Consider the following 19,665-nt stretch of genomic DNA (forward strand, 5'->3'; position numbering starts at 1 on the left):
TTGTTTAGTCCCTGACCCCCTGGTTACGATTGTTCTTGACAAGGGTCTGTCACGGACCGTATACTGGTAAAAATTTAGTTCCTTTAACATCGTCCCGTGAGGCGGTGAAGGGTTCGACTTCCGGCGATAGCTGGGTAAACTGGGCGAGCACGCTTCCTTACGGGACGGGCACGCCTTTTTTTAAACCAATTTTGAACTGGAGGTCATGTGGCATGAACGAACCATCGCGTTATCGTAATCCGGATGCGTTGATTGATATTTGGGAACGACCGAGTCTGGGACAGTGGTTTGGGTTATCGCTTCAGCATTTATTTTCCATGTTTGGGTCCACCGTCTTAGTCCCAATCTTGGTTGGGTTGAACCCGGGGATTGCCCTCTTTAGTTCTGGGGTGGGCACCCTGATGTACATTCTGATTACGCGTGGAAAGATTCCAGCGTATATGGGGTCGAGTTTCTCATTCATCGTTCCCATGGTGGCCCTGATGAAGACGACCGGCTATCCGGGAATCGCACAGGGGACGATGGCTGTGGGACTGGTCTATCTGATTGTGGCAATCATTGTCGCCTTGGCCGGGTCCGACTGGATCAATAAGGTCCTGCCACCCATCGTGGTTGGGCCGATGATCATGGTCATTGGGTTGTCGTTAGCTGGCAGTGCTGCACAGAAGGCGACCGTTGACAGCAGCGGCAACTATCACTGGCAATTCTTTCTGGTGGCAATGATCACCCTGCTCCTGACGGTGGCTTTCAATCTTTATTTAAAGGGGTTCCTCGCGCTGATTCCCATCCTACTGGGGATCGTGTTTGGCTACATGGTGGGTGCGGTTGCCGGATTGGTCGACTTTAAGCCGGTGCTGGAAGCGGCCTGGTTCCAGCTCCCCAAGTTTGAATTTCCGGGTGTGAGCTATCCGCTACACTTCTATTGGGGTGCCGTGCTGAGCCTCGCGCCCATTGCCTTCGTGACGATGACTGAACACATCGGCCACATCACGGTGCTAAATGAACTGACACATCGTAACTTCTTCGAGGACCCGGGTCTCCATCACACGTTGGCTGGGGATGGCCTGGCGTCGATCGTGGCCAGTCTGGTTGGGGGACCGCCCGTGACCTCTTACGGTGAAAACGTCGGTGTGCTGGCAATCACGCGGGTCCACAGTGTCTACGTCCTGATTGGAGCAGCCGCGTTCGCGGTCATCTTCAGTTTTGTCGGCAAGTTGAGTGCACTGATTGAAAGTATTCCCAATCCGGTTATTGGGGGAATCAGCTTCCTGTTATTCGGGGTGATTGCCTCCAGCGGGATGCGAATCCTAATTGAAAAGCACGTTGATTTTAACAAGCGGCGTAACCTGATGATTGCTTCATCGATCCTGGTTATCGGGATTGGAAATGCCTACCTGAAGCTGGGCCAGTACGAATTTTCTGGGTTGGCCGTGGCGGCGGTATTGGGCATCACGCTGAACCTGGTTCTGCCAAAGGATGTCTAAAAAAATTTGAGATAAAATAAAGCATCGCTGACAACCTTTGCGTCAGCGATGCTTTATCGTTTCTGAGTGAGTTTGTGGTGAACTAGCCACCGATTGAAAAGTAGCGTAGCACGGCCATGGCCATAATTCCCACCACAACCACCATTAGCAAGCTTTTGGTTAATACGCCCGCAATCGTGGCGGGGATGGCGGCTAGACAGTTAGCCACGTTGAGGGTGGCGAGGTGACCGGGATTAGCGACGAATAGGCTTTGACAACACAGCGCCGTCATAATCGTAATGGGTACGAACGTCAGAAAGTCAATCAGCCATGCCGGCATGCTGACCTGCTTCACGAAGGCGAAGGGGAGAACCCGTGAAGCCACGGTAATCGCTCCACAGCCGAGAATTACCCACAGTTCAGTTGCACTTATCGACATTTCTTCATCTCCATTCCAAAGAGACAGCCAGCCACCGTAGCGACCAGCAGGGCAAAGTTCTGGCTCATCAGGCCAATCATGAAGTAATAGATAATGGCAACAAAGATCATGACCATGAGTTGTAAGGACAAGCCCAAACGCCGGTCACTAATGAGTTGGAGGTAGACCAGCCCGATAAACATGGCCGTCAGAGCGAAGTCGAAACCAAAGCGGGTCGGGTCGGCAATCATGCCCCCCAGCAGGGCACCAACAATAGTTGCCACGCCCCAGACGAGGTAGGCCACTAAGTTAGCCGCAGATTGCCAAGCAAAGCTCAGCTTGCCGCTAGTCTTGTTCTGCTTGTTCATTGCCAGCGCAAACGTCTCATCGGTCACGAGGGTGCCAATCAGGAGATTCTTGAACAGAGACTCGTGTCGGAAATACTGAGCCAGACTGGTACTCATCAGGATCATCCGTGAGTTGACCAGAAAGGTCGAGATAAAGATGGCGGACAGAGGATCATGCAGCAGGAGCATGCTGGTGATGATGAATTGCGCGGAGCCGGCGTAAACGATAAAGGACATACCGGCCACGACCAGTAGACTTAGGTGACTAGTGTGCGCGACGATACCAAATGCTAATCCAACGCCAATGTAGCCAAAAACAGTCGGTAACACATCGCGGACGCCGGTCCTGAAGGTTAGTGAAGGACCCATAGACAGACTTCCTCTCATTGAAAATTAATCAAGTTAAGTACCAGTGTATCGCTATCGTTGGTGAAGGTAAACTGGCAATTTGAACTATTTAGTTCAATTGTTGGCGATAAGATAGATAGGGAGAATTGACGAGATAGATGTGGTGACACTAAAGCAGTGAAAAAAGGGATGCTCCAAAAGTTGTTAGGCCCTAAAAATTAACTCAAATTCATCCCAATCAATTTGGATGGAAGATTGGTGGGCCGCGGTTTATAGACTACTGGTTTGGCCTAGCCCATTCTGCAACAAAAATGTAAAATTTCTGTGAAAAATACTTCGCGTAAAAGGGTTGCTTTTTGCTGATAGCGGTTGTATGATACTCTCATTGATAAACGAAGAAAGCGGGGTAAAGATGATGAAGATGAACTTAACTGAACTGGCAAAGGCGGCTAACGTTGATGCTAGTCGAATCGATGAATACGTTAAGCATGGTTTGCTGGGAGCAGATCATTCCGCCACGGAATTCGATGATTCGGATCTCTACTGGATTGATATGATTCAGTGTTTTCAGGATAACGGGACGTCTTTAGATGACTTATCCGGATTGTTACCACGATGCCGGAAGGGTCAATCTCGACTCATGCAAGTTTAGTAACGAAAGTGTAAATGTAGTACCAGATAACGCCGTGCGGGTTAGCCGCAGGCGTTATTTTTTTTGCGCACAGTCATCAATCTCCACGAGACGAAAAAAGACGGTCATGCCCACAATGGGGGATGACCGTCCTTGGACGTTACCGGTTATTCAGCTTTAACTTGCTTGATCAGCTGTTGCATGGCTTGGGCTTGGTAAGCGGCCGCAGCTTGCTTGGTAACTTTCTTCTGTTCTGCTGCTGACAACGATGGGTTCTTCGTCATCGCTGCCATGACCTGTTGTTTGACGTAGGCCGTAGCCGCCGTCTTTTGCTTGGCCTGAAAGGCTTTTGAACTGGTTAATTTTTGTAACTTTTTAGCTTGAGTTGCACTCAGAACCGTCCAGTTTTTGTTGACGTAAATGGTGTTGGTTTCCTTCACGTACTTGTGACCGTTACCGGAGAGACCGAACCAGAAGCTGTACGGATCACTCTTGTACTCGCGGTAAACCTTCTTGGTGACGATGCGGTTGGCTCCCGTCGTCCGTTTAACCACATTCTTAGTTGTGACTTTAGCCTTGGTGTGGCTGGTCTTCTTGGCATTAGCGCTGGTCTTGTAAACGTAGACCTGGTGCTTGTTCGCAGTCCCGATAGATTGATAGATCATCATCGGAAGCTGCTTAGAAGGTGAAGCCGAGTAAATCTTTTGGGTCGACGTCGTAGTGACGTTGTGCAGGCCGTAGTGATCATGATCGTTCTTGACCATGAAGAAGATACTAGTTAGCATCCCGACGATGGCGAGAACAGTCAACGTATTTGCGAGGGTCCGCTTAGACATGTAAACGTAAAAGACGAAAGCGAGAACCGCACAGAGAACTAATGTAATAACAATCACTTTGCGGCACCTCCTTTAATAGAATCTTCATCCGCCATGTGAACGGAATGGGAACCCTTCAATTGGAAGGCCACAAACAGGGCAATGACACTGAATCCAATGGCAATCCAGAAGGCGGCATGGTAACCGTTCAAAGTGGCATTAATGGCACGTGAGGCGTAGCTCAGAGGGTCCGTCGTCAAGACGTGCTTAGCAGGCATACTGTTCTTGGTAACGTTGGTCAAGACACTGACCATGATAGCCGTTCCGACAGAGCTGGCGACTTGCCGTTGGGTGTTGTTGACGGCAGTCCCGTGAGACAGCATGTTCATTGGTAAAGCGTTCATTCCGGCAGTGGTTGCTGGCATCATAACCATGGCGATCCCGAACATCCGGATGGCATAGAGGATCACGATGTACAGCGTTGAGGTATCCTTGGTGATCCAGACGAATGGCAAGGTCCCGACCGTCAGGAGGAACATCCCCATCGTGGCTAAACGCTTAGCCCCAAAGCGGTCAAATGCCCGCCCGGTGATAGGACTCATAATCCCCATCATAAGGGCGCCGGCTAACAGCGTCAGCCCTGAATGAAAGGCGGACATCCCTTTAACCATTTGAAGGTAGAGGGGAATGACCATTTCCACACCGACCATGGCCATGTTGACCACGGAACTTAAGATGGCTGCGATTGTAAATTGCTTAGACTTGTAAACGCGGAAGTTCAAGAATGGATCGTCCATGACGAGTTGACGCCAGATGAACAGACCAACGAAGATGAACCCGATAATCAAGGTCGAGAGAACTTTGACGCTACCCCAACCGTCGTCACCAACGGAGGAGAAACCATACAGCATGCTCCCGAATCCAATGGTAGACAGGATTGCGGATAGCACATCTAAGGGTTCCTTGTGCGTTTCCAGCACGCTACGCATGAGCCAGAAGCTGGCTAAGATCACGACGGCAACGATTGGAATGATCATCCCGAAGAGGTCTCGCCAGGTCCAGTTGTCAATGACCCACCCAGAAAGGGTCGGGCCAATGGCTGGTGCCAGACCAATGACGATCCCAGCAAGACCCATGGCGGTTCCCCGTTTGTTAGCGGGGAAGATCGTCAGCATCATGGTCTGCAGTAATGGCATGGAGACTCCCACACCAACGGCTTGAATCAGCCGGCCGGCCAATAGCATTGGGAAGCTAACGGCGGCCCAACAAGTGATGGTTCCGACTAAGAAAGTTGTCATGGCACTAATGTACAAAACCTTGGAGCTGATGGTGTTCAGCAGCCAAGCACTGATGGGAATCATGATCCCGTTGACTAACAGAAATCCCGTGGTCAACCATTGTACGGTTGACGTTGAGACATCAAAGGCCTTCATTAAGGTTGGAAAGGCCGTACTTAAAATGGTTTGGTTTAAAACGGTACAAAACGTCCCAATTAATAGGAGAACAACCAGGAGGTTCCGGTTGTAGGGCTTGCCGTTTGTATCAAGCGATGCTGCATTTCCCAAAATAATTCCCTCTTTTCCCTAAAATTAATTCTGAAATCACTATACGCAGAATGAACTATTTTGTCAACTAGCTTGACAACCTTTTTAGAATATATATACTAGTTAGAGAAAAGTGAACAAGCTTTTTAAATTACCTAACAAAATTGATGACCGCTTTCATTACGTTTAGACGGGCATTTTTAAAAATTGAAATTTTGGTGGAAGTGGGTGACCTTCTAATGAATGAAGACGAAACAAATTTAATTAAAAAATTTCCGATGGCCCATATCGTACTGGGAATCGGGGATGTGGCCGAAGCAACTGGTGTCTCGCAGAGCCAACTCCGTTACTGGGAGCGCAAGGGCTATATTCACAGCCAGGAGGTTGGGGATGGCAAGAACCGTAAATTTAGCTATAAGACGTTGATACAGGTGCAACAGATCAAGACGCTTCTGGATCAGGGACTCACATTGGTGGCTGCGGTCGAGCAAGCAAAGCGCCGTAAGGACTTGTTTGATGCACTCAGATCCTTCGTGGATGGGCGGTTTTCACATGTCAATATGGCCGACGACGGGGACATTCAGATCAACCTCGGCCAGTTCGATCCGGACCCAACTCAGGAGTTGATTGCGGAGCGTGTTGCGGGTCAGTGGCACTTTAAGCTGATTCCAGCAGTTAAATAGGGCGATTTCATTGTTAATCGCCTGTAACAATGGTAACCTGAAGACACGGGAGATTCTTCAGGTCCCGGGCAGAAAAAACTTTCGATACCAATCGATCTTCTGGCTGGATTGGTGGTCAATCATGTTGTTGACGTGTTGTGAAACCAGGCTAATAACCATGAGTAATAGCGCGTTCATCTCGCGCATGGACTACGTTAACTTAAGTTGACGTAAGCAATCGTGAAACCTAAACGACGTGTTTTTTGGAAAATTGAAACTGCTTTTGATTTTTCGCTCGCCCGGAACGGCTTCCGTTGGCGGTCGGTCAAGTTTAGAAAGTTCTTGACCAGCCGCTTTTTTTGTTGCCATTTTTGTCTTGGACGTGGCGGTTAACGTCGCCTCCCGGTCGGTCAACTATCGGCCGGAACGCTGGTGGCGGACGTCGGAAGCCAAGGAGCGGTCTTCCAACTTGTCCTCAAGCCGCTATGAATCGCGTCTCAAGGACACCAATTCTCTAAGCGGTCAAAATCACCACTAAGAGAATTCCACCGGCTGAGCCGATAGTTGACCGCCCTCCGGCTGACACTGACCGTGTTGCCAAGTCTGTAATGGCATGCAATAAGCAGCGTTGGTTTGTATCACGCTTAGCAAGCGGATATAGGTAACTATGAATCAAGAGAGGTATCCAGTCTGACTGCACCGTCACGGGGTTCCGTTCCTATTCGACTCCGGTTCTGGCCTAAACGGTGGTCACAACGTGTCATCACATTTTTAAGACTTAGAGATGGGCATACGCTCTGCGTAATCACTATTGTTTTAAGCTATAATAGTTAGTTTCATCCGTGAGAAATCTGTGAGAAAATGAAAGAAAAATGAAACGGCAATTTTTCTATGAAAGCTATCAAACGGGCGTTTTCATTTGTGCCATTTTGCACAGAAGAAAAAAGTTGGTCAAGATGGTTGTATTTCGTCGTCAGCGTGTTAATATAACAAAATCGCTTTAAACCAAAAACATGAAGGATGGTGTTATACATGCTGTTACGACAAGCTACTATGGCGGACTTACCACAAATTGAATCAATCATTCGTGATGGTCGTGAATTATTGGCGGCCCAAGCAATTGATCAATGGCAGGGAGCCTACCCCAACACTGCGGTCTTAGTTGACGACATTCACCAAGGGTGGACGGTCGTGTTGGAAGAAAACAACGAAATCTTGGGGACTGCCGCAATTATTCCGGGAGAAGACCCAACGTACAAACAGATTGAAGGTCAGTGGCTGACCAAACAGGCGCCTTACTTGGCGATTCATCGTGTAGCAGTATCCAGCCACCATCATGGTCGGGGACTTGCTGGTGAATTGTTCAGTCGGCTCTTTGAGCAGATTGACCACGCTGCGGACATCGAAAGTATCCGCATTGATACGCACCCTCAAAATATGGCAATGCAACACGTTATCAAGAAGAACGGTTTCACTGAAACTGGAATGATTGATCTCGCAGCCGTTGATATGCCCGGCACGAAGGATTTTGCTTACGAACGGGTCACGGCTAACGTTAAACCAGAACACGTGCTGCACTCAGTGACGACTAAGTAATTTTAGGACGCCCGGCGCTGTTAAATAAAGAATGTATATAATAGTAGGATTGGTTCCGCTTTCATCGGGAATTGATCCTATTTTTGTATCAAAGTCAGGTTTGCCGAAAACCACCTTTTCATTCACCCTAAACTCTGCGATAATAGGAAGTAGTCAACCATAGGGGTGATGCGCGTTGGAAAAGAGTAGCTTATCGGGTGGCCGGTTCTTTCTGGTTACCGTGTTAAATGTTGTGATTACGATATTTGAATTCATCGGGGGTCTATTGTCGGGCAGTCTTTCACTGCTCTCAGACGCCTTTCACAACTTTGGCGACGCGCTCTCCATCGTGTTGAGTTACGCGGCCCATAAGATTGGTGGCCGGCAGCAGACCCGCACCAACACATACGGCTATCGGCGTGCGGAAATCTTGGCGGCGCTGCTGAATGCCCTGGTGTTGGTGGTCGTCTGCGTCATTCTGGCGGTCGAGGCTGTCCGGCGACTCTTCCATCCCGAACACGTGCAGGGGACGGTGATGCTCCTAGTCGCCGTCGTTAGTTTTGGCGCGAATCTTCTATCAACGGTTCTTTTGAATCGCGGGGCTAAGCACAATCTAAACGTTCGGGCGACCTACCTGCACTTATTGAGTGATGCGTTGGCATCGGTCGGTGTGATTGTTGGGGCCGTGATGATCACCGTATGGCACGTGAACTGGGTTGATCCCGTAATTACGATTCTGGTGGGCATTTACATTGCCATTGAGTCTTGGCCAATCGTGAAGCAGACATTGGGCATCCTGATGGAAGCTTCGCCGGACCTCGACTATGAGGCGATAGCTCAGGATATTGAGCGGTTGCCGGAAGTTGAGGGGGTCCATCACTTGCACGCTTGGCAAATTGACGAGAACAACATTGTCTTTTCGGTACACGTGAACATGGATGATCTTCCACTAGCGGAGATTGAACCGATTTATCGGCAGATTGAAACCTTGCTATGTCGGAAGTATAATGTAAATCACGTGACGATTCAGGCGGAGTGCCACCGTGGTGAGCACGAAGCGTTATTTTATGATCAAAATGATTGGCGGCACGAGTAATTGTGCTGTTGCGGTTGTTGGGTTAGGAACATAATCTAGATGAGGTGAACAGTGATGACTCCGATGAAGGAGGATTATTTAAAAATTATTTTTGAGCTGGGTGGTAAGCAAAAGAAAGTTTCCAATAAACAGATTGCTATCAGCTTGAATATTGCTGCCGGGTCCGTGACTGAAATGGTCAATAAGATGACGGCAGAGGGCTTGGCCGAGCATACGCCTTACGCCGGCATTTCCCTGACTAACCGGGGAATCCGGTTGGCTGAAGATTTGGTTCGTAAGCACCGAATCTGGGAAGTCTTTCTCGTGGAAAAGTTGGACTACGATTTGCCCGACGTTCACGCGGAAGCTGAAGTGCTGGAACATGTGACGAGTCCCAAATTAGTTAATTCGCTGGATGACATGCTGGGTCACCCCACGCATTGTCCCCATGGTGGGGTCATTCCGGACCGGTTTGGCCACTACCATGAAGACAGCCATACCGTCTTAAACGATGCCAAGGATGGCTCGGTCGTGACTGTGGACCGGTTTATCGATAATCGGGACCTGTTGACGTATTTAGGTGACTTGGAGCTGGATATTGGCGATCAGCTGCGGATCATCAAACACGATCCGTTTGAGGGCCCCGTGACCGTGCAGAACTTAACGGACGATGCGGAACTAATTGTGAGCTACAAGGCGTCCCACTACATCTTCATTAAATAAATCTGAGCTGAGCACTGTCGCCTGCGGCTGCCAGGGGTTCTGCCGCTGTGGGGAACGACTGCAGCCAAAAGGCGGGCTTCCGTCTCGGTTTGAAACCTCGCTAAAACCGTGCGAGTTTCCAAACGCGTCCCACGGTGTAAGCCCGGGTAAAAGCAACCGCCCGGACTAACACCGTCGTCACGGCTGGCGCCACCCCTGGCTGCCTCCGTCTAGACAAACATTTAGCTGGCAACATTTAATGCCTTTGAAGCGCTGACGTAGCGTTTTAAACTTTGAGTATCGACTAAAATGTAATTAATTGAAGGGAACAATCGGCGTCTGTCGGTTGTTCCTTTTTTCTATGGTTGACGGCAGGTCGCCTACCGATGTCGGAAATTCTGTGATGACTGAACGGGGAGGTCCGAGCGCCCGTTCAGCCATCACCGCCACGGCTGGCTCCATTCCTGGCCTCCTCCGGCTAGGATCGTCATGGCCATTGATACAGGTTACATACCGATATAAGTTTAGTATCCGAATGAGATGTATCCGCTATTTTAACGATTCTATGACTGTAAAATTTTTGTCTGATTCAGGCTGTATCGCTATGAGTCGGTGGTCTGTTACTATCCTTAAAAGCACTTATACTTATTACTAATGTAAAAATCCGGGAATCTGTCTCACTTTTTTCAGAATACGTAGAGGTTTCGGCTGAGTATGAAAACTGGTTGGGGGTGAAGCGCCGCCTATTGCTAGTGAACGTCGGCATTTGGTGGCATCTGGGGATGCTAGTTAAGTAAATAGAAGTGTTTCGGGAACAAAAGCAACATTTGTGGTCAAAGATAGTCCAGCCGCAGGCGACACTTCGTGGACCAGCCAGCCAAATTCTAAAGTATTTGCGTTATCCGGTAAGTTAGTGGTGTCAGACCCATAGCGACTGTCGTATAATAAATGAAAACCGGCGGGAGGGACAGAGATGAGTAGCCAGAAGAAACGGGATCAATTAATCTTACATACGGCATTAACCGCTGGTCGAATCATGATTGAAAATGGGTCAGAAGTCGAGCGGGTCGAGGATACTATGGAACGCATCGCCCACAATGCGGGGGCGAAGACCAGTCAGCTCTTCGTGATGATCACGGGAATCCTGATGGCCATCAACGGGGAGGTCGGTGCTCAGATCGAGCCAGTCAAGCGCCGGACGTTTGATTTGGAAAAGATCTCCGTCGTCAATGACTTGTCGCGGCAATTTGCGGCGCATAAGATCACCTTACAGGAGTTTGCTAATCGTTTGGACCACTTGGACAAGTCAACGAAGTACTTTCCGTTTTGGCTCCAGCTGCTGTCGGCCGCTATGGTCAGTGGGCCACTGGAAGTCGTCTTCCGGCACAACCTTCCCGATTTTTGGATTACCTGTGTGGTGGGCGCCTTAGGCTGGTTGGTCTTTTACCTACTCAACAAGTTCATCCAGATTCGCTTCCTGTCAGAATTTGCGGCGGCGGCCACGATCGGTGTGCTGGCAATCTGGTCGGTTCACTTAGGGTTGGGGAATAGCGTCGATGACATTATCATCGGGAGCGTCATGCCCCTCGTACCCGGCGTGCCCATTACCAACTCGGTGCGTGACATTCTGGCTGGTAACCTGGTCAGTGGCCCGGCTCGGGGTGTGGAGGCTTTGGTCAGTGCGGCTGCTATCGGCTTTGGCATTGCCATGGTCTTACAATTTCTTTAGGGAGGGTACCAAATGTCTTTGACTGAATTTTTAATTGAGGTTGCCGGTAATTACGTTGCGACCATCGGCTTTGGTATCCTACTGAATATTCCCCGTCGTGCGCTGAACTTTGCCGGGTGGATTGGGGTACTGGGCTACTTTGTGTATAAATTTATCGTCATCTGGGGTGGCGGCTACGTCGTCGGTAATATGATGGGGGCGGTCGTCATTGGGGTGGCTTCGCTGCAAGCCGCCCGTATCAAGAAGATGCCAATGATTCTCTTTAACATTCCCGCACTGGTACCATTGGTGCCGGGAGGGCAGGCCTACCAGATGATCAAATACTTTGCGTTGGGCGAGAATTCCACGGCGTTTGTCTTCCTGATTCAGGTCGTCATGATTTCCGGGGCGATTGCCTTTGGGTTCCTATTGTCGGAATTGGTCAACCGGGTCCAGCAACGGGTCTGGCGGCATCGGCGATAACCTTAAGGAAGTCTGATAATCTTACAGCAACTCTAGAAATCTAGCGGTGGGGTGGTATACTCATTGCTAGGGGTTTCCCAGAATCGGGTATGACGAAAGGAATTTTAATCATGATGTTATTTAATCGAGATCGGGATCGGCCGTGGAAGTTTACACTGACCACGGTGCTTTTCCTGGTTGTGGCTTACTTTGTGAAGGCCCAGAACGCCTACGTGGACTTCTTGGATTCATCGATCATTGATGTGATTCAAAAAAATCAGCCGGAATGGAAGACGTTACTGTACCGGGGCGTAACCAGTCTGGCAGAACCGAAATTAGCTATTATTTGGGCCTTAATTCTGGCCTTCCTACTGTGGGGCTTTAAATTCAAGATTCCAGCACTCTGGTGTCTGGCGACCTTAGCGGGTGGGGATGTCATCGCCGCTTTGGTTAAGAAGTTCGTTGCGCGTGCGCGGCCATCAACCCATTTGGCTATCGACGACGGGTTTAGTTTTCCTAGTGGGCACGTCTTCGGAACATTTCTGATCATTGCGATGATCTGGGTCGTGCTCTTACCGATGATTGCGCACGCTTGGAAGGCGTGGTTGCTTCGGATCATCCTGATTGTTTGGATGGTGTTGGTCATGATCTCCCGGATCTACTTAAACGCCCACTTCCCAACGGATACCATTGGGGCCATCTTACTGGCCTACCTGTGGTTACAAGTGGCAGAAGGACTCTACATTCGGTTCGCACCAATGATGCAGAACTGGCCATTACTCAAGAGATCTGAAATTTAAGGGTATGAAAGTGAAGCTGAGGATAAGATTCTTAGCACAAATCAAAAGGTAGTTGCGTCGATTCCACTGGGAATTGACGCAACTACCTTTTTGTCAATGGTTCTTCAAATGACTTTAAGTTAATTCAATTCATCCAGCCACTCGTTCGCTAAGTCCATCCAGTGGGCGACGTGGGGTAAATCGGTTCCTGGCTTCCACGCCGTCACGTGGTTGGCAAGTGCTAAGCCGTGGGGACCGTGGTGGAAGATGTGGAGGTCGGTATCCACGTGATGGGCCAGGGAAGCCTGCGCGTAACTCAGGGCATTTTGAACCGGAACCAGTGGGTCGGCGGCCGTGCCCCAGATGAAGGTTGGCACGTTTTGGTCGTTGACTAGCTCATCTGCGGCGATGCTATCGACGTCGGCGGACCAGCTTGCTAGGACTTGCTGGTCAGTTGGAAACCCTAACTTGGGTGAGATGACCGGGTAGCCGAGGATTACGGCGTTGGGTTTGACCTGGTCTGGCTGTGTTCCGGCGAGGCCATTGATCTGGGCATCGTGCCAGAGGTCATTGAAGAGGGCAACGATGTGACCACCCACGGAGAAGCCAGCGACAGTGATGCGGTTGGCATCAATGCGCCAATCCGCTGCGTGTTGACGAATCGTGACCACACTTTGCGCCAATTCAACGACGGGTGCTGGTAGCAGGGGTTGTTTTTCTCCCGTAAAGCTATAGCGGAGAAAGAAAGCTTGGAAACCACGGGCGGACCAGGCTAGCGTCAAGTCCTCGGCCTGCTGTTCGGGGATGTGGGTGTAAGAGCCACCGGGAACGATAATCATAGCGGGATAGGCTGTATCGCCATCCTCACGCAGATAGCCCTGTAAGTAAGCCGCGGAGTCAGTGGCAAGCGACTGGGTAATAATCTTCATTGCAAATCCTCCTTGAGTTATTGAATCATGTTAGTATAGATGCTAAAGGTTATGCAGACGTTATATCTAATTGTAACGCACTTTATCAAAAAGTAACGAGAGGGAGTTGTGCGAGTGACAGCAATTTTAAAGACGCAGCGGCTAGACTTACGCCCGCTGACGGACAGTGACTATCCGGCCTATAAGCGGCTAGTGACCAACCCAGTGATCGCGCAGCCCGTGGGCTTCTCACCACAACCGGATGACAGGCAAGTTCGGCGGTGGTACCGTGCGGATCGAAACAGCGCGCGGTCCTATGCAATCATTCTTCATCAGACCAATCAGTTTATTGGCGCGGTTATCTTTTACGATTGGTTCGCAGACAATGGCCTGCCTGACGAGACGAGTCTGGAATTAGGCTATTTCTTGGACCCGGAATACTGGGCGCAAGGGCTGATGCCCGAAGCCCTAATGGCGTGTTTTAAGGACTTGAAACGGGCGGAATCACCGGTTAAATCGGTCTGGGCGAACTGCCTGGTCAGCAATGATCGGTCCTGCCAATTATTAGAAAAATTATGTTTCCAAACAATCGGTGACCAATTGATGGGCGTGACCGGTGGCGGACAAACGTTGCAACGACAGGCTTTATTTCGCCTAAACCTGAATGATTCTCAAAATAATTGACACTAATCTAAATTTAATCTTGCAATTTTCAAAATTCATGAGTATACTTCAATGTATCGAATAGAAGAGGCGCAATCAACATGAGTCGCTTTCCTCAGGTGGGTATCACCGATGAGGGGAAGCAAAAGGGGCGATTGCCGAAATTCCCACGTGACTACCTAGCGTGAGGGTTGGGTCCTGGTTTAACAGATCAGGGACTGTCGCAGTCAAATATTAGGCTGCGGGGCGCTTTCAACGATATTGACTTGGAATTATGAACTTTCCAATCTCTTTCGCGGGCTTTTATTGCGAAGGAGATTTTTTCGTTCACTGGGTCGTTTCGAGGAAGTCCTTCTAAAATAAGAAGGAGGAAACATTATGGAACAAAGCATGACAAACGCAACAACCAGCGAGGCTTCTGATCAAGTTAAGCGGGGACTCAAGACGCGACACGTCTCAATGATCGCGTTAGGTGGCTGTATCGGGACAGGATTATTCGTCGCAAGTGGATCGGCCATCTCAACTGCCGGGCCTGGTGGTGCGCTAGTTGCCTATGTTGCCATGGGTCTGATGGTTTACTTCCTGATGACTAGTTTGGGTGAAATGGCCACGAACATGCCAATCTCTGGTTCGTTCGCCGCGTATTCCGCCAAGTATGTTGACCCAGCTTTAGGATTTGCGATGGGCTGGAACTACTGGTTCAACTGGGCCATTACGGTTGCCGTTGATATTTCTACTGCTGCTCTGGTCATGAAGTTCTGGTTACCTGGCGTTCCCGGTTGGATCTGGAGTGCCGTTGCCTTGCTTCTGGTCTTCACGATCAACGCATTCTCCGTTCAAGCCTTTGGTGAAACGGAATTCTGGATGTCTTTGATCAAGGTTGTTACGATCTTTATCTTCCTGGCTGTTGGTTTAATGACGATCGTTGGTATCATGGGCGGTCACGCAACTGGCTTGGAAAACTTCACTTACAAGAAGGCACCATTTGTTGGCGGTTTCCCAGCCATTCTGAGTGTGTTCGTTGTTGCCGGGTTCTCCTTCCAAGGTACTGAATTAGTTGGTATCACGGCTGGTGAATCTGAAGACCCTTCACACAGTGTTCCTAAGGCGATTAACTCAGTGTTCTGGCGGATTATTTTATTCTATATTTTAGCTATCTTTGTCATTGCCGCCGTCTTACCATACACGAGTCATGATCTGTTAGGTTCTTCTGCAAGTGACATTGCAATCAGTCCATTTACGTTGGTCTTCCGTCGTGCTGGTTTGGCTGCTGCTGCCAGCGTGATGAACGCGGTTATCTTGACGGCCGTTATCTCAGCTGCTAATTCTGGGATGTACGCGTCAACGCGGATGCTGTTCTCCCTGTCAAAGGAAGGCTACGCACCTAAGTTGTTCGAAAAGACTGGTAAGAACGGGATTCCTTATCCTGCATTGTTTGCCACGACCATCATCGCTGCATTGACCTTTATCAGTAGTATTGCCGGTCCTCAAATCTACATGTGGTTAGTTGCCGCTAGTGGGTTGACTGGGTTCATCGCTTGGTTCGGGATTGCTTTATCTCACTTACGGTTCCGTCGGGCGTTCACCTTACAAGGCCACAAGCTGTCTGAACTGAAGTACCATGCAAAGTGGTTCCCATTAGGACCAATTCTGGCCTTGGTATTATGTATCGCCGTAATCGTGGGTCAAGATCCACAATCCTTCTTCACTGGTAACTGGGAACAAGTGCTGGTTACCTACATGAGTGTGCCACTGGTCTTAGTCCTCTACATTGGCTACAAGATCAAGAAGCACACGAAGTTGATTCCATTGAAGGATGTCGACGTTTCTCCAGTCCATCGTGATGGGACGTTAAAGGAAGACGCTGCGGCACGTGAAGCATCAAACGATTAATCTGGAATTGTGTGGGCAATTTTCACTTAAATAAAAAAATTTTAACGACGATTGGTTCGAGTGAATCCCGACCAGTCGCCGTTTTGTGTCTGACAAGGGGACAGAACCCGTGAACCGCTGAAGAGGAATTTTCCACGATATATTGTCTTTTGCCGATAGGGTTGGTACAATATGTAGTGTTGAAATTTAGACCGGATGAAAACGATTTCCGGTATGCGCGTAAATCAAAGGAGAGATAGCATGCTTGTACTATCAGGAACAATTGGGGCCGGCAAGACGAGTTTAACGAACTTATTAGCCGAACACTTACAGAAACCAGCTTTTTATGAATCGGTGGACGATAATAAGATTTTGCCACTGTTTTACCAGAACCCGCAAAAGTATGCTTTCTTATTGCAAATTTACTTTTTAAACAAGCGGTTGGACAGCATCAAGGCTGCCAACGCTGACGATGAAAGTGTCTTGGATCGTTCAATCTTTGAAGACTCCTTACTCTTTCACTTAAACGCCGACCTCGGTCGAGCAACCAGTACGGAAGTCGATATCTACGATTCCTTACTGGCTAACATGATGCAAGAATTACCAGACGCCGTTCACAAGAAGAACCCCGATCTATTGATCCACATCAACATTTCCTTTGAAACGATGTTGGAACGGATCAAGAAGCGTGGCCGTTCTTACGAACAGATCGATCACGATCCTAGCTTGTTCGAATACTACAAGCAACTCGATCAACGTTACGTGAACTGGTACAACAACTACGACAAGTCACCTAAGATGCAAATCGACGGCGACAAGCTGGACTTCGTGGAAGACCCAGCAGCGCGTCAAGAAGTTCTCCACTTGATCGACGAAAAGATTGCTTCACTCTAAGCTTAACTTGAGTAAACCATGATAAATGGTTGAGAGCACTGACCACGGTTGGTGCTCTTTTCTTTACAGCAAAATGAAGATTAATGGTTGCCACTAAGCTAGTGTATTTTGTCCGCACTGCGGCTGCCAGGGATTCCACCTGCTGTGGGGACGCTCCGGCCTGAGAAGCGGGCTTCCGACTCGACTTGGAGCCACGAAACCCACCTGTCTCCAAGCTCGCCCGTGGTGTAAACTGGCCAAAAAACGCCAGTTAACACCACCTCCACGGCCGGCTCCATCCCTGGCAGCCTTCGGCTAAAGATGGTTTATGGCCATTTCAAAATTCAAGGTCTAAACACACTTAGTTTTTCAGCTGATGGTATGCAATAACCGGAGTTGATTTGTGTTTGAAATGATGACTGGAGATTTTTATTACTCGGTGAAAGTGGTAGGTGAATTCGTTTGCCGGATTGTTTTTTCATAATTAACAATGCTTAATCTGGACGGTATTTATGCTCGCAGTGATGACAGGTCGTGAAAATTGAGCGGCTATGTAAAGCCATCGTCGTAAGAGACCAGAGATTCCGCCTGCTGTGGGGACCGCCTGCAGCCAGAGTGCGGGCTTCCGTCTCGGTTTGAAACCTCGCGAAGTTCGTGCGATTTTCCAAACGCGTCCCGCGCTGTACGGCCGGGAAAGTCACCGGTCTAACACCGCTGTCACAGCTGGCTACACCCTGGCTGCCTTCAGCTAAGGCAACGTTTGACAGGTATGTATTGGACTGGCTGGAAGTTTTAGCATAGATGCACCAGTGATTGAGGATGATAGTAAATTTTCACTTAACCTTGTTTTGCTCCTAGTCAATTGTTATAGAAGAGGTGTAGATCGTGGCAAGTGGACTTCGCACGTAATATGACGATTTGGCAGGGATTTTATATTTATTGTGATATTGTTATCGGCAAGTATCCAGGTGAGTAACAAGCTTAGCCGGAGGGGGTCAGGATGGAGCCGGCCGTGACGATGACCTTGACTGACGATTCTTGTCAGTTTAGGTCATGGGACGAGCTTGGAGACGCTGGTCTTTGCGGCTTCAAGTCGAGGTCCAAGACCGTTTCTCAGGCTTGGACCGGTCCCCACAGCAGGCGGAATTCTGACAGCCGCAGGCGGCATTTTGCGCAATCTGTGAGCAAGTAGCAGGCGGAATCTCTGGCAGCCGTAGACGATGGCTGTACTGATACAGCAGACGGGAAATTTTCCCGATTGTCATCGCGGCCGAAATGCGGTATGATTAGCATAATCAAAAACACGAGGTGCCTATCCAGTAGACGGCCAGAGAAGCGGGGCAAGCTGCAAACCGCAACGTCGAACATTCCAGCACTAACTAAAGTGGGCGGGTAATGCCGCACGGTGCAGACCGTTATCATGTTCAAGGGTATGGCTGAAGATTGCAGTCATGAACTTGGGTGGTACCGCGAAGGTCTTCGTCCCATGTGACGGAGGCTTTTTTTGTATCATCCGGAAAATTGAAGGGAGTAAGTAGATGTTAGATTTAAAATTGATTCGCCAAGAACCCGACTTCATTAAAGAAAAGTTAGCAACCCGGGGTGTTGATCCCGCTGATATCGATAGCCTGTTAGGCTTAGATGCGCAACGCCGAGAACTGATTGTCAAGAGTGAAACCATGAAGGCCCAACGCAACACGGTGTCCGATGAGATTTCACAACTGAAGCGTAATAAGGAAGACGCTAACGACAAGATTACCGAAATGCGTCAGGTCAGTGCGGATATCAAGAAGATTGATGCCGACCTTGATACGTTGAAGGCCCAAGTTCACGATGCCGCCGCTCACCTCCCCAACATTCCTAATGACAACGTGCCTGTTGGCTTGACGGAAGATGGCAGTGTGGAAATTCGCAAGTGGGGCGAAAAGCCTAACTTGGACTTCAAGCCAAAGGCCCACTATGAATTGGGTGAAGACTTGGGCATCTTGGACTTCGAAGCAGGGGCCAAGGTTTCTGGGAGTCGTTACCTCTACTACTTAGGTTTAGGTGCACGTTTGGAACGAGCTGTCTACAATTTCTTCCTCGATGAAAATACCAAGGCTGGCTTCAAGGAAGTCCTACCGCCATACATCGTGAATGATGATTCCATGTACGGAACCGGCCAATTCCCTAAGTTTAAGGAAGACGTTTACCAACTGCGGGACGAAGACATGACCTTGATTCCTACGGCCGAAGTACCTTTGGTCAACTACTACCGTGACGAAGTGATCCCTGAAGAGGATCTGCCAGTTTGGTTCACCGCTTTGACTCCCGCCTTCCGTTCCGAAGCTGGGAGCGCCGGCCGCGACACCCGTGGGCTGATCCGTCTTCACCAATTTAACAAGGTTGAAATGGTGAAGTTCTGTAAGCCAGAAAACTCATGGGATGAATTGGAAGCCTTAACGAAGCACGCCGAAAGCCTCTTACAGAAGCTTGGCTTGGCTTACCATGTGATTACGTTGACGACCAGTGACATGAGCTTCACGGCCGCAATGACTCATGATTTGGAAGTCTGGTTCCCAGAACAAAACACGTACCGGGAAATTTCTAGTTGTTCTAACACGACGGACTTCCAAGCGCGTCGAGCCCACATTCAATACCGTGACGATAATGGTAAGCTCCAATACGTCCACGCTTTGAATGGGTCTGGCTTGGCCGTTGGTCGGGCAGTCGCTGCAATCATGGAAAACTACCAAAACGCTGACGGTTCCATCACGGTTCCCGATGTCTTGGTACCTTACATGGGTGGCGTGACACGGATCACGAAGTAACCGCTCGTCG

18 protein-coding genes and 1 riboswitch are annotated in these 19,665 nt (G+C 49.3%); of the genes, 13 read left to right on the forward strand and 5 right to left on the reverse strand.

Going from position 1 to position 19,665, the window contains the following annotated elements:
* Positions 1-212 precede the first annotated feature (212 nt).
* Complete coding sequence (locus tag ACEPSU_RS04395; protein WP_395322947.1) at positions 213-1,484, forward strand: uracil-xanthine permease family protein; 1,272 nt, start codon at positions 213-215, stop codon at positions 1,482-1,484.
* An 82-nt stretch (positions 1,485-1,566) separates the two neighbouring features.
* On the opposite strand, the gene ACEPSU_RS04400 is transcribed toward ACEPSU_RS04395, so the two are convergent.
* Positions 1,567-1,902, reverse strand: a complete 336-nt coding sequence (locus tag ACEPSU_RS04400) for an AzlD domain-containing protein (RefSeq protein WP_395322948.1) — start codon at positions 1,900-1,902, stop codon at positions 1,567-1,569.
* On the reverse strand, positions 1,893-2,597 hold the full coding sequence (locus ACEPSU_RS04405) for an AzlC family ABC transporter permease (RefSeq protein ID WP_260339528.1): 705 nt from the start codon (positions 2,595-2,597) through the stop codon (positions 1,893-1,895). Before ACEPSU_RS04405 ends, ACEPSU_RS04400 begins: the two co-directional genes overlap by 10 nt.
* Positions 2,598-2,991: 394 nt before the next feature.
* On the opposite strand from ACEPSU_RS04405, the gene ACEPSU_RS04410 reads away from it, so the two are divergent.
* Positions 2,992-3,228, forward strand: a complete 237-nt coding sequence (locus ACEPSU_RS04410; RefSeq protein ID WP_033388892.1) for a MerR family transcriptional regulator — start codon at positions 2,992-2,994, stop codon at positions 3,226-3,228.
* 146 nt (positions 3,229-3,374) lie between these two features.
* Here ACEPSU_RS04410 and ACEPSU_RS04415 read toward each other — a convergent pair whose 3' ends face one another.
* Both ACEPSU_RS04415 and ACEPSU_RS04420 read right to left on the reverse strand, forming a co-directional pair.
* Complete coding sequence (locus ACEPSU_RS04415) at positions 3,375-4,100, reverse strand: DUF4811 domain-containing protein (protein ID WP_395322949.1); 726 nt, start codon at positions 4,098-4,100, stop codon at positions 3,375-3,377.
* Positions 4,097-5,587, reverse strand: a complete 1,491-nt coding sequence (locus tag ACEPSU_RS04420; RefSeq protein WP_020089854.1) for an MDR family MFS transporter — start codon at positions 5,585-5,587, stop codon at positions 4,097-4,099. Before ACEPSU_RS04420 ends, ACEPSU_RS04415 begins: the two co-directional genes overlap by 4 nt.
* A 218-nt stretch (positions 5,588-5,805) precedes the next feature.
* On the opposite strand from ACEPSU_RS04420, the gene ACEPSU_RS04425 reads away from it, so the two are divergent.
* The 7 genes from ACEPSU_RS04425 (at position 5,806) to ACEPSU_RS04455 (ending at position 12,550) form a co-directional block, all read left to right on the forward strand.
* The gene (locus ACEPSU_RS04425; protein WP_395322950.1) at positions 5,806-6,249 is read left to right on the forward strand and encodes a MerR family transcriptional regulator; all 444 of its coding nucleotides are present in this window, start codon (positions 5,806-5,808) and stop codon (positions 6,247-6,249) included.
* A gap of 1,011 nt (positions 6,250-7,260) precedes the next feature.
* Entirely contained in the window at positions 7,261-7,824 is a 564-nt protein-coding gene (locus ACEPSU_RS04430) for a GNAT family N-acetyltransferase (protein WP_020089851.1), read from the forward strand.
* Between the two features lie 175 nt (positions 7,825-7,999).
* The gene (locus ACEPSU_RS04435; protein WP_020089850.1) at positions 8,000-8,899 is read left to right on the forward strand and encodes a cation diffusion facilitator family transporter; all 900 of its coding nucleotides are present in this window, start codon (positions 8,000-8,002) and stop codon (positions 8,897-8,899) included.
* Between the two features lie 54 nt (positions 8,900-8,953).
* Complete coding sequence (locus tag ACEPSU_RS04440; protein WP_020089849.1) at positions 8,954-9,601, forward strand: metal-dependent transcriptional regulator; 648 nt, start codon at positions 8,954-8,956, stop codon at positions 9,599-9,601.
* A 952-nt stretch (positions 9,602-10,553) separates the two neighbouring features.
* Positions 10,554-11,309 carry a threonine/serine exporter family protein gene (locus ACEPSU_RS04445; protein WP_020089846.1) on the forward strand — a complete coding sequence of 252 codons (756 nt, stop codon included), beginning with the start codon at positions 10,554-10,556 and terminating at the stop codon, positions 11,307-11,309.
* A gap of 12 nt (positions 11,310-11,321) precedes the next feature.
* On the forward strand, positions 11,322-11,771 hold the full coding sequence (locus ACEPSU_RS04450) for a threonine/serine exporter family protein (RefSeq protein WP_020089845.1): 450 nt from the start codon (positions 11,322-11,324) through the stop codon (positions 11,769-11,771).
* A 110-nt stretch (positions 11,772-11,881) separates the two neighbouring features.
* Positions 11,882-12,550 (forward strand): phosphatase PAP2 family protein, encoded by a 669-nt coding sequence (locus ACEPSU_RS04455; RefSeq protein WP_395322951.1) that lies wholly within the window; start codon positions 11,882-11,884, stop codon positions 12,548-12,550.
* Positions 12,551-12,669: 119 nt separating this feature from the next.
* Here the strand turns inward: ACEPSU_RS04455 and ACEPSU_RS04460 are convergent, their stop codons facing one another.
* On the reverse strand, positions 12,670-13,458 hold the full coding sequence (locus ACEPSU_RS04460; protein ID WP_395322952.1) for an alpha/beta hydrolase: 789 nt from the start codon (positions 13,456-13,458) through the stop codon (positions 12,670-12,672).
* Positions 13,459-13,572: 114 nt separating this feature from the next.
* Between ACEPSU_RS04460 and ACEPSU_RS04465 the strand changes: the two genes are divergently transcribed.
* The 4 genes from ACEPSU_RS04465 to serS all read left to right on the forward strand — a co-directional run bounded on the left by ACEPSU_RS04465 (position 13,573) and on the right by serS (position 19,655).
* Positions 13,573-14,121 carry a GNAT family N-acetyltransferase gene (locus ACEPSU_RS04465; RefSeq protein WP_395322953.1) on the forward strand — a complete coding sequence of 183 codons (549 nt, stop codon included), beginning with the start codon at positions 13,573-13,575 and terminating at the stop codon, positions 14,119-14,121.
* Between the two features lie 56 nt (positions 14,122-14,177).
* Positions 14,178-14,360, forward strand: a riboswitch (Lysine riboswitch).
* A 118-nt stretch (positions 14,361-14,478) separates the two neighbouring features.
* Positions 14,479-15,993 carry an amino acid permease gene (locus ACEPSU_RS04470; protein ID WP_020089841.1) on the forward strand — a complete coding sequence of 505 codons (1,515 nt, stop codon included), beginning with the start codon at positions 14,479-14,481 and terminating at the stop codon, positions 15,991-15,993.
* Between the two features lie 240 nt (positions 15,994-16,233).
* Positions 16,234-16,866, forward strand: a complete 633-nt coding sequence (locus ACEPSU_RS04475; RefSeq protein WP_020089840.1) for a deoxynucleoside kinase — start codon at positions 16,234-16,236, stop codon at positions 16,864-16,866.
* A gap of 1,517 nt (positions 16,867-18,383) precedes the next feature.
* Positions 18,384-19,655: a serine--tRNA ligase gene (gene serS / locus ACEPSU_RS04480; RefSeq protein ID WP_020089837.1), complete on the forward strand. Its 1,272-nt coding sequence runs from the start codon at positions 18,384-18,386 to the stop codon at positions 19,653-19,655.
* Positions 19,656-19,665: the final 10 nt, after the last annotated feature.

The sequence above is a fragment of the Levilactobacillus parabrevis genome, from assembly GCF_044051715.1.
In the GTDB taxonomy this organism is placed as follows: Bacteria; Bacillota; Bacilli; order Lactobacillales; family Lactobacillaceae; genus Levilactobacillus; species Levilactobacillus parabrevis.